The sequence below is a fragment of the Brevibacillus sp. BD137 genome (assembly GCF_041644655.1).
Classification (GTDB): domain Bacteria; phylum Bacillota; class Bacilli; order Brevibacillales; family Brevibacillaceae; genus Brevibacillus; species Brevibacillus brevis_D.
Genome location: NZ_JAOTNO010000004.1, coordinates 203,772 through 219,856 on the forward strand (window position 1 = coordinate 203,772; position 16,085 = coordinate 219,856).

The window sequence follows — 16,085 nt, forward strand, 5'->3', positions numbered from 1 at the left end:
CAACACCCTTGTTCCCAAGAGAGACATGCTGGTGTAAACTAACTTTGTGTTGATTTAAAGAAAGCACTTTCATGATGGAAAGGATGTTCATTCCCATGGCATCACCCTATGTTACATTTAATCGCGAGCAGTGGAGTGCTCTGCGGGCTTCCACGCCGTTGACCATATCTGATAACGAGCTTTCCCTTTTGCAGGGCTTGAACGAGAAAATGTCCATGACCGAAGTCTCCGACATTTACCTTCCCTTGTCCCGTCTGCTGAATTTGTATGTCGGGGGCACGCAGGAGCTGTACCAGGCGACCCACACTTTTTTAGGGAACCAGGATGGTAAGGTTCCATTCATTATTGGTATCGCAGGCAGTGTGGCTGTGGGGAAAAGTACAACGGCCCGCATTTTGCAGACGCTGTTATCCCGCTGGCCGAATCATCCGAAGGTCGATTTGGTAACGACCGATGGATTCCTGTATCCGAACAAGGTTCTAGAAGACAGAGGAATCATGAAGCGCAAGGGATTCCCGGAGAGTTATGACTTGCGCCGCTTTATCAACTTTTTATCCGATGTAAAATCGGGTTTGCCTGAAGTGAAAGCGCCAGTTTATTCCCACCTTGTATATGACATCGTGCCAGATGAATGGCAGACCGTCAGACAGCCTGACATTTTGATTGTGGAAGGCTTGAATGTGCTGCAACCGCCTAGAGGTGACGAAAACGATGCCCGTATTTCCGAGGTCATTGTTTCCGATTTCTTTGACTTCACGATTTACGTTCATGCGGAAGAGAAACACATCCTGCAATGGTATGTAGAGCGATTCAAGCTACTGCGTCAGACGGCGTTCTCCGATCCATCCTCGTACTTCAAGCGTTACGCGAGTTTGTCTGACGAGGAGGCAACTGAGGTAGCCACCGGTATTTGGACGGAGATCAATGGAGCCAACCTGCGCCAAAACATTTTGCCGACGCGTGTTCGCGCGCAATTGATTTTGGACAAAGGGCAGAATCATATGGTGCAAAGCGTGAAGCTGCGCAAGCTGTAGATAGATAAAAGGGGGAGACGGTTGTCATGAAAGTGATTAGTGCCTGTTTGATCGGCTGTGAATGCCGTTACGATCAGAAGTCATGCTTGGACCAAGAGCTGGAGCAATTGCTTCGGGAAGGAAAGGCGATTCCCGTCTGTCCTGAACAGCTGGGAGGTTTGCCAACACCACGACCGCCAGCAGAAATCAGCGGGGGAACTGGAGAAGATGTTCTAGATGGCAAAGCACGCATCATAGACGACACGGGCCGAGACGTCACCGAGGAATTTTTGATGGGGGCGAACCAAGCGCTGAAGCTGGCGAAAACGGTTGGAGCCACATCCGCCATCTTAAAAGAAAACAGCCCGTCCTGTGGAAGCTCCTACGTTTACGATGGCAGTTTTTCCGGGAAAAAAGTGCCGGGTGTCGGGCTGACGGCAGCGCTTTTTCGCAGAAACGGGATTGAGGTAACATCTGAAGCGAAAGCAACCAATGAATAACAAGGGGGGGACGCGATGGACAGCGTCCCCTTTTTACAACTCCTTCAACAACCTCTCCAGCTTCTTCTGCTGATCCTTCCGTTTCTTTTTCGCAATCCGGTCTTCTTCCTGTAGTGCCTTGACAAGGGAAAAGCACATCAGGACCATGATGACGGTAAAGGGCAGCGCTGCCACAATGGAGGCTGTCTGTAGTCCTTCTAAGCCGCCGCTTAACAATAGAACGATCGCGATTGCGGATTGGAGGACGCCCCAGGTGATTTTTACCCGATTCGAGGGGTCCAGGTTGCCATCCGATGACAGCATGCCGAGCACGAAAATAGCTGAATCCGCTGACGTGATAAAAAACGTGATGATCAACAGAATCGCAACGACAGCGAGAATGTATCCCATAGGCAACTGCTCCAGTGCGAGAAACAAGGCAGTCGAGATGTCGCTTTGTACCGCTGCTCCTATAGGCGCTTGATCAAAAATTTCGAGATGAAGCGCAGTTCCACCAAACACCGAAAACCAAATAAAGCTCAACAAACTCGGAACGAGCATCACGCAAATGACGAATTCCTTGATCGTGCGACCTTTGGAGACGCGTGCGATAAACATGCCGACGAACGGCGCCCAGGCAATCCACCACGACCAGTAAAACAGCGTCCAGTTTGCTACCCATGTCCCTTGGGTAAAAGGGGTCAGCCGCAAGCTCATCGAGATGAGGTTGTTCAAATAACTGCCCAGCGTGCTGGTGAAGGCGTCAAAAATAAACGAGGTTGGTCCCAATACGAGCGTTAGCAGGAGGAGCAACAAGGCGAATACGAGATTCGTATTGCTCAAATACTTGATCCCTCGATCCAGTCCGGTCGTAGCGGAGAGCAGAAATAGCACGGTAATCAAGGAAATAATGACGATTTGCACGGTGGTACTGGACGGCAGTCCAAAGAGGTGAGACAAGCCCCCGTTTATTTGCAGAGTTCCGAGGCCAAGTGAGGTTGCGACACCGAAAGCCGTGGCGATGACAGCCAAAATATCGATCCCTTTTCCGAGCGGTCCGTGGATGCGTTCACCGAGCAACGGGCCAAAGGTGGAGGAAATCAAGCCCTTCGCCCCTTTGCGAAATTGAAAATACGCGAGCGTGAGCGCGATGAGAGCGTAGATCCCCCAAGGATGCAGGCCCCAGTGAAAAAATGCATAGCGCAGAGCAGTTTGTGCGGCTTCGGTCGTTTGTCCAGTCACACCTGCTGGCGGAGCGAAGTAATGAGAGACGGGCTCTGCCACTCCCCAAAAGACAAGACCGATCCCCATTCCAGCAGAAAACAACATAGCAAACCAGGTAGGGAGCGAATATTCCGGCTCGTCATCGTCGCTCCCCAAAGGGATTTGTCCGTATCTGCTAAAGGCAAGAAAGATGCAAAAGATCAGAAACCCGAAAGTCACGATTAAATAAAACCAGCCAAAATTCGTCGTGGTCACTTTCAGGACTTGAGAAGCCGCAGAGGCGAAAAGCTCAGGAGAAATCGCGCCGAACAACACAATAACAAATACAATGACCAAGGATATCAGGAAAGTCATCTTTATCCTCCCGGGAATCTACAAGAAATGGTAATAGTTATCATCCCGCGGGATTTCCAAGATTATTCCGGATGGACCGCCCTTGAATGGAATTACGATGAAAACGTCTCGATAAACCGATTCGCTGCTTTGGACAAATGGCGTCCAGACTGCCAAACGACAGCAGCGGAAGAATAAATGGAAGTTCCGGAGAGTCGAATCCCGCGAATTTGTTCGCTCTGATGCGTTTCCCACGCCGAGATGGGGACGATGGAGGAACCGACCGAGGAGGCGACCATGCTGACGATGAGAGAGATGTCCGGGCACTCGCAGATGACGTGTGGTTCCACGCCTAGACGGGAGAATTCCTTAATAATCAAGTCGTAAATGCCCAATCCTGGCGTGCTCGGCATGATGAGTGGGAGCTTGGCGATTTCGCGCATTTCGATTTCTTTTCGATCGGCATAGGGGGAGGTGGCAGGAACGATGAGCACAAAATCCTCTTCCTCCAACGGAATCATGGTGCAGTTGTTCAACGAGTGGGGAAGGCGTACGATAGCGACTTCTATGGTTCTTCGCTCCAGCCACTGATTGAGAAGCTGCGTATCGCCTTTCCAAATTTTATAGGTGATGAGCGGGTATTTTTGCTGAAATACACTAATTTGTTCTGGCAGGCGATAGGCCGACAGTGCACTGACACCGATGGATAGTGTCCCACGAATACCTTCGCCTGTTTCTTTTACCTCGGAGAGAGCTTCCTCCATTTGATGAACGATATTAAGCGCCTGTTTATAAAGAGTGATGCCTGCTTCTGTCAGGACCATTTGTTTTCCTGAGCGCTCAACAAGCATGGTTCCGAGCTCCTCCTCCATTTGCTTCAGCTGCTGACTCAAAGGCGGCTGGGCCATGTTCAGTCTTTTAGCCGCCCCCGTTATCTGACCCTCTTCTGCTATGGCGATAAAGTAACGCAGTTGCCGAATATCCACACACAAGCCCTTCTTTCCCTACGCGAATGGTTCCATATGAAAACGATATGAAAATTAGATTTTATGGATATTTTTCATATTGATGAAGCTATGATAGCATGTTTCCTGTGAATCTTCACTTCATGGAATAGACATAAAGGAAAGAAGGGAAAATCTGTGCGTACGTGGATGGAAAAGCTATTTCACTTGCGCGCTTACGGCACGACGTTTCAAAGGGAACTCATCGCCGGATTTATTGGCTTTGTCACCATTGTCTACATTGTTGCCGTAAACGCTTCGATTTTAAATGATGCTGGAATACCGATGGAAGCAGGCATTCTGGCGACCGTATTGACGGCATTTATTGGGTCACTTCTCATGGCCTTTTGGGCAAATGCTCCTATTATTCTGGTTCCCGGCATGGGGATCAACGCTCTGTTTACGTTCACATTATGCCAATCCATGGGCCTCACTTGGCAACAAGCGTTGGCTGCTGTTTTTGTTTCGGGTCTGATCTTTACTGTGATTGCCTTTACCAAGGCTGCGACGATATTATCTAATGCGATTCCCGCTTCGCTAAAAGAAGCGATTACCGTAGGGATTGGGTTGTTCTTAACCTTCATCGGTCTGCAAAAAGGCGGGCTGATCGTCACGAATCCGTCTACGTTTGTCGCGCTGGGTGACTTGTCCAGCCCGCATGTGATCGTCACGCTGATTACTTTGATTGTTACGTTGATTTTGTTTGTTCGAAATGTACCGGGCAACTTCCTGATCGGAATTGCGGTTGGTACAGGACTTGGCTTTTTGTTCGGGATTGTCGAGCCAGGAGGGGGAGGAACGTTCTCGTTCGCGGATTACGGAAGCGTATTTGCGGGTCTTTCCTTTTCAGCCATTTGGGCGTTGCCATTTTGGATCGCGACCTTCTCATTGGCGATGGTCATCGTCTTTGAAAATATTGGCTTGATTCATGGGCATACCTCGATGCTTGGACAGCCGCAGAAGTTCAGACGTTCGCTGCAAGCAAATGCGTTGTCGGCTGCTATCTCTGGCATTTTGGGATCCAGCCCGACGGTTTCGACGGTGGAGACCGCGGCAGGAATCGCAGCGGGAGGAAGGACGGGACTGACCGCACTTGTAACAGGTACTTTGTTCCTGCTCTCACTTGGTTTGCTTCCTGTCATCAAAATGATTCCAGATGGAGCGATTGCTCCGGTACTCATCATCATTGGCGCACTAATGCTGCAAAACGTGCAGAATATCAATCTGAAGGACTTCTCGGAAGGCTTCCCTGCTTTTTTGATCATCGCAATTATCCCGTTGTCCTACAGCATTGTAGATGGAATTGCGTTTGGATTCGTAGCGTATCCGCTCATGAAGCTCGCATTGGGCAAACGTCGCGAAGTGCCTGCGCTCATGTACGTCATCGCAGGATTGTTCTTGCTGAATCTCATGCTGCCGATCTTCACATAAAAGAGTAGTTTTCCCTCGACTTGAGTCGGGGGTTTTTTTGTTCTGTTCTCTAGAAAGTGGCGCAAGGGTTGTGAAATAATGGATGGAAAGTTGAAGAATGGGGGATTTCTCCATGATCCATGAGATGACGTTTCAATTGCGTACTTCTGATTTCGCCAAAGGACAAGCCTGGTACCAGAGTTTTTTGCAAAGAGAGCCGGATTTTGTTCCGCATGAAGGATTTGCTGAGTGGGAAGTCTTGCCTGGGTGTTGGCTGCAATTGGCTGAGGGGACGCCAGCGGAGGGTAGCGGTCCCGTGCGCTTTGCCGTTGTCGATATCGAGGCGGAAAAAGAAAGATTGATCAACGAGCTACAAATCGAACCGTTTGAAATTTTTCAACGAGAAGAAGTACCGGTCAAGTGGGGGACGTTCGCCGATCCATGGGGAAATCGTCTTGGGTTGTTTGAGTACCTGGATGCGGCTGAAAAAGAGGAGAAGCAAAAAAGACTTGCGAAGCTGTAAGCGGAAAAACTCCCTAACAACAAAAAAAGTCCCTTTGCCTATGAGAGAGGCAAAGGGATTATTCGTGGAGAGATGCGGATACAGATTGATTAACGTTTTACCAGCGTAAACGCTTGTTTTACTTGGTCCAGAGACATCATCAGAGGGATGAATTTCTTCCCTTCTTTGCTTGCTGGGTCAAATACGGAGTCTTGTGGCAAGCTTACTACATAAACCGTGTTGGTTGCTTGGTTACGTGCAATTTCGACGCCGATTGGCGGCTCGTCCGGGTTGTTCAGTTTCTTCCAGTCATTTTGGTCAAACGCAGTAATAACGACAGCAGGTGCACGATCTTCTGTTTTGTCAGCATTGAAGATGAAGCGGGTTACGCTCTTTGCTTCTGGCAAGTATTCGTCTGCTTGTGGGCCAGTTTTTTCCTCGACAAGGATGTTGCCGTTCCAAGATTTTGGACCTTTAAAAGCAAAGGCAGAGTCTTGGCTTTTGAAAGTATCATGATAGACTTCGAGTGGTGTTGCAGCTGGTTCGAAGTTGGCACTCATCAATTCCCATTTGCTTTGGTTCCACTTCCATTTGGACTTGAGGTAGCCGCGAACATCTGCATTGTAATCACCAGTCAGACGCTCTGTACCTTCCAGTACGTAGAGACCATTTTTGTTTAGATCGATTGGTTTCAGTTCGACGAAGTCCGCTCCGACTACACCTGCTTTGTTTTTATCAAGACCTGGCAGGCTGAGCTCTTTCGCTTTTCCATCCTTAACGGTGTAGATGTGATTGGTTGTGTAGCCGCCGCTTCCGCCGGTGCTTGCAGTAACCATAATCTCGTCTTTTTTATCGTAAGTGAAATCTTGAACGGAGAGCTTCGGCTCGTAGCCGTTGTCCTTCACGTCAATGTTAAAAGATTTCTTCGTTTTGCCATCTGTTACTTTGATAGTAAGATCTTTCACGTATGGGCTGTTTTTCTCTTTTTTTCCATACAGAATGACTGTGTCTACGGTCTGGTCACCCGTTACGTCTGCTGTTTTTTTCGTAATCTCTTGTAAGCCTTTTGGTGTAGCAGTTGTGTTGCTTGCATCTGCTGTAATGGCATACCCACCAGTGAAAAGTGCAGAAGTAAGTACCGTTCCTGTTACGAGTCTGTTCAAGTGTTTCATGTGTTTCATGTGATGAATCTCCTCCCCAGTCTTGCTGACTGATCATGATGAAAAGTGTCGTTTGTGCTTGTCCTTGCTATATGTTCATTATGTACGATAGGGTGGATGCATTGGTTACAGACTATCGACATAAATCCTACAAATCAGTAACAGGTAAAGGTTAAGGTGCTAGGAGGTTGCTTGCTTCTTTTAGAAGTGCCTCGCTGCTTTGCTCCAACAGCATGGGATAGAGACGTGTTTTGTCTGGAGCTAGCGCGAGGAGCTGATCATATACCGCAGCGGAGGCATAGAGCAAATCAGAATCGTGGATAATCTGCTGCAAGGAGCGTTCATCAGCGAATCCTGCGGTCATGTGTTGAATCTGTTCGATACCTGCCTCTTGTACGCGTCCCGCCATCCATTCTCCGCCTTTTTTTCCGAGACAAACAAACCCAACTGCACGGCCTGCCTCCAGGCGAGCGATCTCCAAAAGGGTGCTCGTCTGGGCATTTGCTCCAATGATGAGGACCGATTTATGATATCGAACAGCTAATTCTTTTACTTCCTCTGCATGGTTGACGGTAGTGACAATTTGGTCGGCATCTTGTAAGGCAGAGAGTACATCTGAATGATTTTCAAGATAGGCAACCTGAATGGGGTGACCGATGATCTCTTCTATTTTCTTACGATAAAAAGGATGATCATGCTCGTGACATTCCACCAAGAGCCATCGGGATTCTTTTTTGGATCGGGAAAGAAACAAGTGTCCGTAAGCAATGGAAGCAAGCATCAGCTCATCCAGCGAAAACGGAAGCTGCTGTGCTTCAGTCATGATGGTTTTGGCGTGATCATAAAGCGATTGCTGACGCATGCGAAAAGCAGTAATCGTAGGTTTGTCAGCGATAGAGGTACCGCGACCCTTTTGCATATAGACGAGACCTTCATCCCGTAGCTGTGTGTATACAGCATTGATGGTGTTGCGGTTGACTTGCAGCTGATCAGCTAATTGGGCAGCAGGTGGTAGCATTTCGCCCGGTTGAAGGTGTCCAAGGCCAATGAGAAGCTTCAATTGTTCTTTGATTTGCACATGGATCGGGATTGGAAAGTCCGCATTTAGCCGCACAAGTGATTGAGTCATGGATATTCGCCTCACAGTTTGGTGTTTGTATTTTATTTTACTAAATATCTAGGTAACTAGCTATTATTTGTGCTTTTGTAAGATAGCTTACAGAACAAGGAAGGGTCACTTGCTACGATGTGAGTAGGAGGTGGCTGTGTGAATAGTGGATGGAGCATACAGGGTTTTGTAGCCAAAATGAAGGGGAGAAGCAGAACGCCCTTGAAAATATCTGGCTCAGTTGCTTTGATTGGGGGCCTTGGCGGATTAGTGACGATAGGGGTACTGGGCATGCTGACGGAATTAACTACTGCGGTCTGGTTGATGGCTTCATTTGGAGCAAGCTGTGTCCTTGCTTTTGTGGCCTGGGATTCGCCGTTATCTCAGCCGCGCAATATCATCGGAGGGCATTTTTTCACCAGCTTGGTTGGCGTTCTACTCTATCAAATAGGCGGATCGCAGCTGTGGGTAGTAGCTCTAAGTGTCGGTCTTGCGATTGTCGCCATGCATGTGACGAAAACGACGCATCCTCCTGCGGGTGCCAATCCAATCGTCATTGTCATGGATGGCAAGGGGTGGGAGTTTTTATTGTCTCCGGTACTCATAGGTGCAGTAGTGGTTGTGCTGATTGCTCTGTTCGTTAATAACATGCATAAGAAACGTGCTTATCCTGTGTTTTGGGTATAGCAGTATCAAGGTAAGAGATGGCCGCCTTTTCTTAGGTGGTCATTTTTTCATGGAGGAGGAAGAGGGGGAGGTGATTGACAAAAGGATCTAAATGCATAAAAGTATAGGTAACTAGGTATTAGGAATGGTGAGGGTTGTATCATGAGTGAGCAAATCGTTCTAGCCAAGAAAACGGTGTTTCAGACACCGACCGACACTCAAATGGGCATTTTCTTCATTCAAAAGGGACTCCTGCGTCTTTCTCGGCTGAACGAGGACGGAAAGTCCTTTACCGTGGGATTGTTGGGACCAGGAGCTGTTTTTGGCGAGATTGAGGAAATGGTGTTAGGGTCACGTGCTGTCTACATTGAAGCGATGCAAAAAACGACCCTTACTCATTGGAGTGCGACTCGGATGGAAGAAATGCTGCAAGCATGTCCACCAAGCCTGAAAGAAATGATGTTGCAGTTGTCAAAACGATTGGGGGAACAAGAGGAGAGGATGGAAAAGCTGGCCTTGGAATCGGTTAGGGATCGCGTATTGCATCTGTTGGTTCAATTATGTCAGCGGTTTGGAAAAGCGGAAGAGCCGTTTTGGAAATTGACCGTATCTCTCTCCCATCAGGAGATTGCCAACATGGTGGGGGCGACCAGAGAAACCGTTTCATTAGCATTAGCCGGTTTAGTCGATGAGGGAATAGTGTTGGTGTCCCGCATGTCGATTGCTGTGCATGCCTCGAGAATGGTTGATAAAATAAGCGAATGCAAGTAAAATGATGGAATGCTCAAAACGGGCCGCGGTTCGTAAACTCCCGCGTTATCAAAACTAGGAGGAAATCATATGTTTAATTTTTGGATCGGAGTGATTTTTGCTCTGGTTAACTTCGGGCTGTTCCTGCTCTGCTACCGATTGTTCGGCAGAATGGGACTATACGCGTGGATCGGGATGGCTACCGTGCTGGCCAACATCCAGGTTGTCAAAACAATCGAGATGTTCGGTTTGGTCATGACGCTCGGCAATACGATCTATGCATCTATTTATTTGGTAAGCGATCTATTGAACGAGAAGTATGGAGAAAGAGAAGCGAAAAAAGCCGTGTGGTTCGGCTTCTTTACCTTAATTGCGGCAACGATCATCATGCAGCTTGTGCTGGTGTTTGAACCACAGGAAACAGATATCGCCCAAGGTTCCTTGCAGACGATTTTTGGCTTGATGCCAAGAGTGGCATTGGGTAGCTTGTGTGCGTATTTTGTCAGCCAATTTGTCGACGTGAAAATCTATTCGTGGTTGAAGAAAAAATGTCCAGGTCCAAATCAGCTCTGGATTCGCAATAATGGAAGCACGCTCTTCAGTCAGATGCTTGACTCCGTTACCTTTTGTACGATTGCCTTTTTAGGAGAATTCCCGATGGACGTATGGTGGCAAATCCTATTGACTACCTACCTGATCAAGTTTGTCGTATCGGCAGCTTCGACACCGGTTCTATATATCGCACGCAGTATGAAAGTAGACGAAAGCTAATTGACAAAAACACAGAAAAACCGCCAAGGACGATGGAGCTTGGCGGTTTTTGTTTTTCTATGTTTAGAAGGATTATACAAACTTTACATCAAATTTACATAAGATTCAGGTTATACGTTTACCATCTTATAGTAGCTACTTCGGAATGATGTGAGGAGGAGTGATGCAAGAATGATGAAAAAAAGAGGAAGTGCTTCCCGATGGCCGAAGCTGGCGTTAATAGCCGCAGTCATGATGGGAACGGTTTTACCGACCGGGTGGATGCCGCAGGCAAAAGCTGCGCGGGCTGATCATGTGGTGATCAGTGAGGTGTATGGGGGTGGGGGGAACTCTGGTGCCCTGTACAAGAATGACTTCATTGAACTGTATAACCCGACAGACAAGGCTGTTTCGGTTGGCGGCTGGTCAGTGCAGTATGCTTCTGCTACGGGAACGGCGTGGCAAAAGGCAGGGCTGACTGGAAGCATAGCCCCTTACGGCTTCTATTTGGTTCAGCTAGCAACATCGGGTGCAGTAGGAGGGGAACTGCCAACTCCTGACGATAGCGGGACTCTGAACTTGTCAGGGACGAATGGGAAGGTTGCGCTGGTTAACAATGGCGACCCGTTAACAGGGGCAGATGTCACCTCCCAGGCCAGTGTTGTAGATATGGTCGGCTTTGGTACTGCCAATTCATCTGAGGGCAACTCACCAGCACCAGCTCCCTCGAATACGACCAGCGTCCAACGCATTAGCGACGAGCGCGGCGTTGTGCCGAACGGAGGAAATGGCTGGGATACCAATAACAACGGCAATGATTTTATCACGGGGGCTCCTACCCCAAAAAACACGCAAAGCCCAGTAGAACAGCCGCTACCAACAGACGTGACCGATAAGTTGAATGCTACTGAACTTATTTTTGATCATACTGATCCTATCCAAGCAACAATTCGCGGCTATGTCGGTCAGGGGCGAACTATTAAGGTTTATGCGAGTCAGCCTACAGGAACAGGTAGCGACACTCCTTTGGCCCAGCAAGATTCGGATGCGTCCGGACTGATCGAGCTGACTTTTGCCAATCCCGATCCAAATGGACAGGGAGTCTATCTCACAGCAACGGAAGGGAGTAAGAAGGAAAGCACGAGCATCGAGCTGAGGCCAGCGGTAGCCAGCCCAGCTATGATTCAGGATAAAGTCAGCCTGCAAGCATTGAACGGTGTGGGCGAGCTACGAGGAGTAGCAGGTGCGGCAGCAGGGAATGCGATCCTGCGTGCATACGATCCGCAAAAACAACCGCTAATGCTAAGTAACAAAGAAACAGGAACGGCACAGGCAAACGGGTCATTTTCTTTTACGATTCCAAACATCGATCAGTTGGATCATATTTTCGTAACGCAGCAAACAACTGGGGAATATGGCAAGTCGTTTGAGAGCCAGGAAGTTAGCATTACCAAGTCAGCCGTAGGTTCGACTACGATTGCAGAAGCAAGAAACACCCCGGTAGGCACGAACGTGATTGTCGTCGGAACGGTGACGGCGATGTTTGAAGCGGGCGGCCAAAACAACGTGTATTTCCAAGATGAGACGGCAGGACTCGTACTTCGTGCGCCAGGGCTGACTGGCAAAATTGAGGTGGGAGACAAGATCCGAGCTACCGGAAAAATGAGTGATTATTATGGACTTGCTCAACTCGAAGCGCTCACCGATAACGTGGAAATGGTGCAAAAGCAAGCAGGTGTGCCTAGCCCGCAAGTTGTAACTTCTACTGATTTTGCAGCTGCTACAGGAGAGGCTTTGGAAGGCAAGCTGGTAACTGTAAAGGTGGTTACTGTCAAAACAGCATCAAGTGGCAATTACACGCTAGAGGATCAGCACGGTACGTTTGTGTCTCGACCGGATGCCTCTCTGACACTTCCAGTGAACAAAAGCTATGCAGCTATGACAGGCGTGGTGAACTACGACCGCAATGTTTACAAGCTGGTGCCGCGCACTGTGGCTGATCTCGTCGAGGACGAGAATAAAGTCCCGATGGTCACAGCGAGCCCAGCTGGTCCTATGGTGACAAAAGGAACAAAAGTCACGCTCTCGACGACGATGGCTGACGCTACGATCTTCTATACGGTAGATGGTTCAACGCCGAGCAGAGGAAGCATCAAGTATACGGGACCGATCCAGATTGATGCGGATACGACCCTTTCAGCCATAGCTGTCAAAGATGGTTACACAGATAGCAATCTAACGACCTTCCGCTATGTGATTCAAAAAGATAACATTCGTATTCATGACATTCAAGGAGCCTCGCACCGTTCACCGATGGCGGATGGAACGGTCACCAATGTTCCGGGAATCGTAACGGCTATCGTCGGAAGCGGCAGCAATGTACAAGGCTTTTATATGCAAGATCCGCAACCGGACGCAGACCCATTTACCTCTGAAGGCATTTACGTTTACGAGCCAAAAGCAACGGTCGCCCCTGGTGATGAAGTAACCGTTAGCGGCACCGTCAAGGAATACGTACCATCGAACAGGGCGGGCACAGATCTCACCCAGACCCAAATTGATGCAACCTCGTACGCAGTTGTCAAGCCAGCTCAATCACTCCCAGAACCACTCATCCTGGGCAAAGACAACTACGAATATCCGAAAGGAATTATCGACAACGACAGCCTCGGCAAATTCGATCCAGACCAAGACGGCATCGACTTCTGGGAAAGCCTCGAGGGCATGCTGGTACAAATCGAGAATCCAATCGTGGTTGGCGAAACCAAGACGTTTACCAATCCACGCGCAACGGAATTTGTCGTCATCGATGATCGAGCCCATCCGAGTCAGCCGCGTACGCCAGCTGGCGGAGTGGTGCTGGAGGCCAATGATTTTCACCCTGAGCGCATCACGGTATCGGACAAACTCGAATCGATTACCGGAGAGGTAAAGGTTGGCGACAAATTTGACGGACCGCTGGTAGGCATCATTGACTACAGCTTTGCGAATTACAAGCTGTTCCATACACGGTCATTTACGGTACAGCCAAGCCATTATAAGCCGCCAGTGACAAGTATTTCGCCAAAAGAAGATAAGCTGACCATCGCTTCGTACAACATCGAGAATTTCTCGGCAAAAACCGATTCCGCCAAAATCAACCGCATCGCCGAGACGATCGTGGACAACATGAAGGCGCCGGATATAATCGGTGTGGTGGAAATGCAGGATAATAATGGACCAACGGACAATGGGCAAACAGATGCTACACAGTCTGCGGACGCATTGATCAAAGCAATGGAAAACAAAAATGGCCCGACTTACCGATACATCGATATTGCCCCACAGAACAATCAGGATGGTGGACAGCCAGGAGGAAACATCCGTGTCGGCTTCTTCTACAACCCAGGACGGGTACAGCTGGCAGCAGGAACGCCAGGAGGCGTGACTGATGCGGTGCAAATCGAGACACGAGATGGTGTAGCGCATTTGTCACACAATCCAGGACGGGTAGATCCGACCAACGCGGCGTTTGCTTCGAGCCGTAAGCCACTGGCAACGGAGTTCATTTTCCAAGGCGAGCCAGTCATTGTCATCGCCAACCATTTCAACTCTAAGGGTGGAGATCAAGCGCTGTTTGGAAAAGATCAGCCGCCACAGCTGGTCAGTGAAGTACAACGAATGAAGATTGCCCGTGTATTAAATAACTTTGTAAAAGAAATCCATTCAGCACAAGCAAAAGCAAATGTTGTGGTGCTGGGTGATCTCAATGATTTCCCGTTTTCAAATCCGGTGCAGGAATTGGCAGATGGCGTTTTGACCAATATGGTGGAGAAACTGCCGAAGGGTGAGCAGTATACGTACGTGTACCAAGGGAACTCTCAAGTCTTGGATCAAATTTTGGTCAGCAACCATTTGGAGGATGACACGAAGGTTGACATCGTTCACATCAACGCTGGCTTGACCGAGAACGAGGGGCGTGTGAGTGACCATAATCCTGTCCTTGTTCAGTTGGACTTGAAGGATCGCGGCACGCCGGAAAAAACTGCACAAGAAGTGGCGGAAAGCATCACGCAGCTCACACAGCCAGCAGTAGGTGAGACGCGCTTGAAGCTGCCAGTAGTACCTACAGGCTTTACTATCGCAATCAAGTCTTCTAGTGATCCAGCAGTCATTGCGCTGGACGGCAAAATTACACCGCCATATCGCCAGACGAATGTAGACCTTGTTTTGGAGGTCACACGAGCGTCCGATCAATCGACAGCAGAAACTACAGCATTGACCGTGCAGGTTCCAGCCAAGCCGGATTCTCCACCGCCAGTGACACCGCCGGACAGAACACCGACACCGGACTCGCAGCGAGAGTTGAACAAGCAAGCAGCTCAGGTCATCTCTGCAAGCAGCGAGGAGAAAATCATTTTAGGACAGGTGGATCAAGTACTCAGCCATCTGGAAAAACTTCTGGAGGCCAAGCAATGGACGCCAACTGAGAAATGGGAGACGGTCACGGATACAATCAAGACCGTACTCGAGGCAGTAGCCGAGCAGGCCGAGCGAGGAGCCATCAGTGAAGAGACACTTCAAGATGTGACGAAGAGCTTTTTGAACAAAGCATTTGACCCGCTCACTGAAGATGGCATCGAGGATGAAGAGATTGCCCGCTTGGCACTTGCCTCCTTGACGAGCTTGGCAAAAACAGCACTGGAGCCGCTCGATGAAAAGGATATTTCCAAAGAGGTAGCCAAGCATGTCCGTACACTGGCAGAAGAGCTTTTGAAAAAGCTTGGAACTATCGTTGTAGATGATGGGGATGAGATCAAGGCAGATGACGAACAAGTAGATGAACTTCTGGAGATACTCGGGGAATTCATGAAAGCAGTCGAGTCCGTGAAAGAAAAGATCGGCTTTGCACCTGTGCTGTTCGTTCAGGTGAAAAAAGGCGATGACGATGCGAGCGATACGGGTTCTCGCAAGGGAGAATCTGCTGATCCGACAGTGACTCTGGAACAGAAGCTCGTTGAACAATTAAAGGAAAAAGAGGTAGGTATTCGCGTAACCTTGGAGAGCGAAGCATGGGTAGAGGTGCCAAGCGCATATTTTTCCGCTCAGCGTGCAAGGAAGTTTGCCCTCGCTCTGACAGAAGAAAATGGGAACGGGTGGAAAGGTGTGCCGAACCCTGGCGAAGCGTATCAATTGCAAGTGTGGAGCAACGGCAAAAAGGTGACCAGCTTCGGTAAAACAGTTTTTACACTGGGTCTGCCAGTCGCCGATGACGCAAGCTCCAAGCTCCAAGCTTTCTCATACAGGAGCAATATGTGGAAACCAGCAATTGGACTCAAGGGTAAAACGATTCAGGTGACAAAAGAAGACGATCTAGGGATCTTTTCAGTAACGACCGCGGCCTCTTATGTCGTCGGGGAGAGTGCACTGAAAAGGATCGAGATCGAGCCGAAATCTCTCAAGCTAGCCCAAGGGGAGGAAGCCCAGCTCAAGGTAATGGCGATTCTTGGTAATGATGCGGAAGAAGACGTTACTAAAGCGGAGGGTATCGAGTTTACATCCAGCAAGCCCGAACAGGTAGAGGTTGATGAGTCAGGACGTATTCTTGTCTTGGATGATGCCAAACCAAGGACAAGAGTGACCATCACGATCAGCTACGCTGGCAAAACAGCCAAGGTAACTGTCACGGTTAAGAGCAATTAACGAA

Annotated in this window: 12 protein-coding genes; 8 read left to right on the plus strand and 4 right to left on the minus strand. The window is 49.0% G+C overall.

Annotation, left to right across the window (positions count from 1 at the left end; all coding sequences use genetic code 11):
- Positions 1 to 95 precede the first annotated feature (95 nt).
- A complete protein-coding gene (gene coaA / locus ODZ53_RS11040) occupies positions 96 to 1,034 on the plus strand; it encodes a type I pantothenate kinase (protein ID WP_231850569.1) in 939 nt (312 codons plus the stop codon).
- A gap of 26 nt (positions 1,035 to 1,060) precedes the next feature.
- Positions 1,061 to 1,513: a 2-thiouracil desulfurase family protein gene (locus tag ODZ53_RS11045; RefSeq protein ID WP_372676985.1), complete on the plus strand. Its 453-nt coding sequence runs from the start codon at positions 1,061 to 1,063 to the stop codon at positions 1,511 to 1,513.
- A gap of 33 nt (positions 1,514 to 1,546) precedes the next feature.
- Here the strand turns inward: ODZ53_RS11045 and ODZ53_RS11050 are convergent, their stop codons facing one another.
- Both ODZ53_RS11050 and ODZ53_RS11055 read right to left on the minus strand, forming a co-directional pair.
- The gene (locus ODZ53_RS11050) at positions 1,547 to 3,070 is read right to left on the minus strand and encodes a glycine betaine uptake BCCT transporter (RefSeq protein ID WP_372676987.1); all 1,524 of its coding nucleotides are present in this window, start codon (positions 3,068 to 3,070) and stop codon (positions 1,547 to 1,549) included.
- 92 nt (positions 3,071 to 3,162) lie between these two features.
- Complete coding sequence (locus ODZ53_RS11055; RefSeq protein ID WP_372676989.1) at positions 3,163 to 4,035, minus strand: LysR family transcriptional regulator; 873 nt, start codon at positions 4,033 to 4,035, stop codon at positions 3,163 to 3,165.
- Positions 4,036 to 4,191: 156 nt separating this feature from the next.
- Between ODZ53_RS11055 and ODZ53_RS11060 the strand changes: the two genes are divergently transcribed.
- Both ODZ53_RS11060 and ODZ53_RS11065 read left to right on the plus strand, forming a co-directional pair.
- A complete protein-coding gene (locus ODZ53_RS11060; protein WP_372676991.1) occupies positions 4,192 to 5,484 on the plus strand; it encodes an NCS2 family permease in 1,293 nt (430 codons plus the stop codon).
- A 112-nt stretch (positions 5,485 to 5,596) separates the two neighbouring features.
- Entirely contained in the window at positions 5,597 to 5,986 is a 390-nt protein-coding gene (locus ODZ53_RS11065) for a VOC family protein (RefSeq protein WP_234127042.1), read from the plus strand.
- An 89-nt stretch (positions 5,987 to 6,075) separates the two neighbouring features.
- Here the strand turns inward: ODZ53_RS11065 and ODZ53_RS11070 are convergent, their stop codons facing one another.
- Positions 6,076 to 7,146, minus strand: a complete 1,071-nt coding sequence (locus tag ODZ53_RS11070) for a hypothetical protein (protein ID WP_372676993.1) — start codon at positions 7,144 to 7,146, stop codon at positions 6,076 to 6,078.
- Between the two features lie 151 nt (positions 7,147 to 7,297).
- Entirely contained in the window at positions 7,298 to 8,254 is a 957-nt protein-coding gene (locus ODZ53_RS11075) for a GntR family transcriptional regulator (RefSeq protein ID WP_372676995.1), read from the minus strand.
- A 138-nt stretch (positions 8,255 to 8,392) separates the two neighbouring features.
- On the opposite strand from ODZ53_RS11075, the gene ODZ53_RS11080 reads away from it, so the two are divergent.
- From ODZ53_RS11080 to ODZ53_RS11095, 4 genes are all read left to right on the plus strand, one after another.
- The gene (locus tag ODZ53_RS11080; RefSeq protein ID WP_087344586.1) at positions 8,393 to 8,920 is read left to right on the plus strand and encodes an HPP family protein; all 528 of its coding nucleotides are present in this window, start codon (positions 8,393 to 8,395) and stop codon (positions 8,918 to 8,920) included.
- A gap of 141 nt (positions 8,921 to 9,061) precedes the next feature.
- Positions 9,062 to 9,670: a Crp/Fnr family transcriptional regulator gene (locus tag ODZ53_RS11085; RefSeq protein WP_372676997.1), complete on the plus strand. Its 609-nt coding sequence runs from the start codon at positions 9,062 to 9,064 to the stop codon at positions 9,668 to 9,670.
- A 69-nt stretch (positions 9,671 to 9,739) separates the two neighbouring features.
- Positions 9,740 to 10,420, plus strand: a complete 681-nt coding sequence (locus tag ODZ53_RS11090) for a queuosine precursor transporter (RefSeq protein ID WP_012685047.1) — start codon at positions 9,740 to 9,742, stop codon at positions 10,418 to 10,420.
- Positions 10,421 to 10,591: 171 nt separating this feature from the next.
- A complete protein-coding gene (locus tag ODZ53_RS11095) occupies positions 10,592 to 16,081 on the plus strand; it encodes a chitobiase/beta-hexosaminidase C-terminal domain-containing protein (protein WP_372676999.1) in 5,490 nt (1,829 codons plus the stop codon).
- The last annotated feature ends 4 nt before the right edge of the window (positions 16,082 to 16,085 follow it).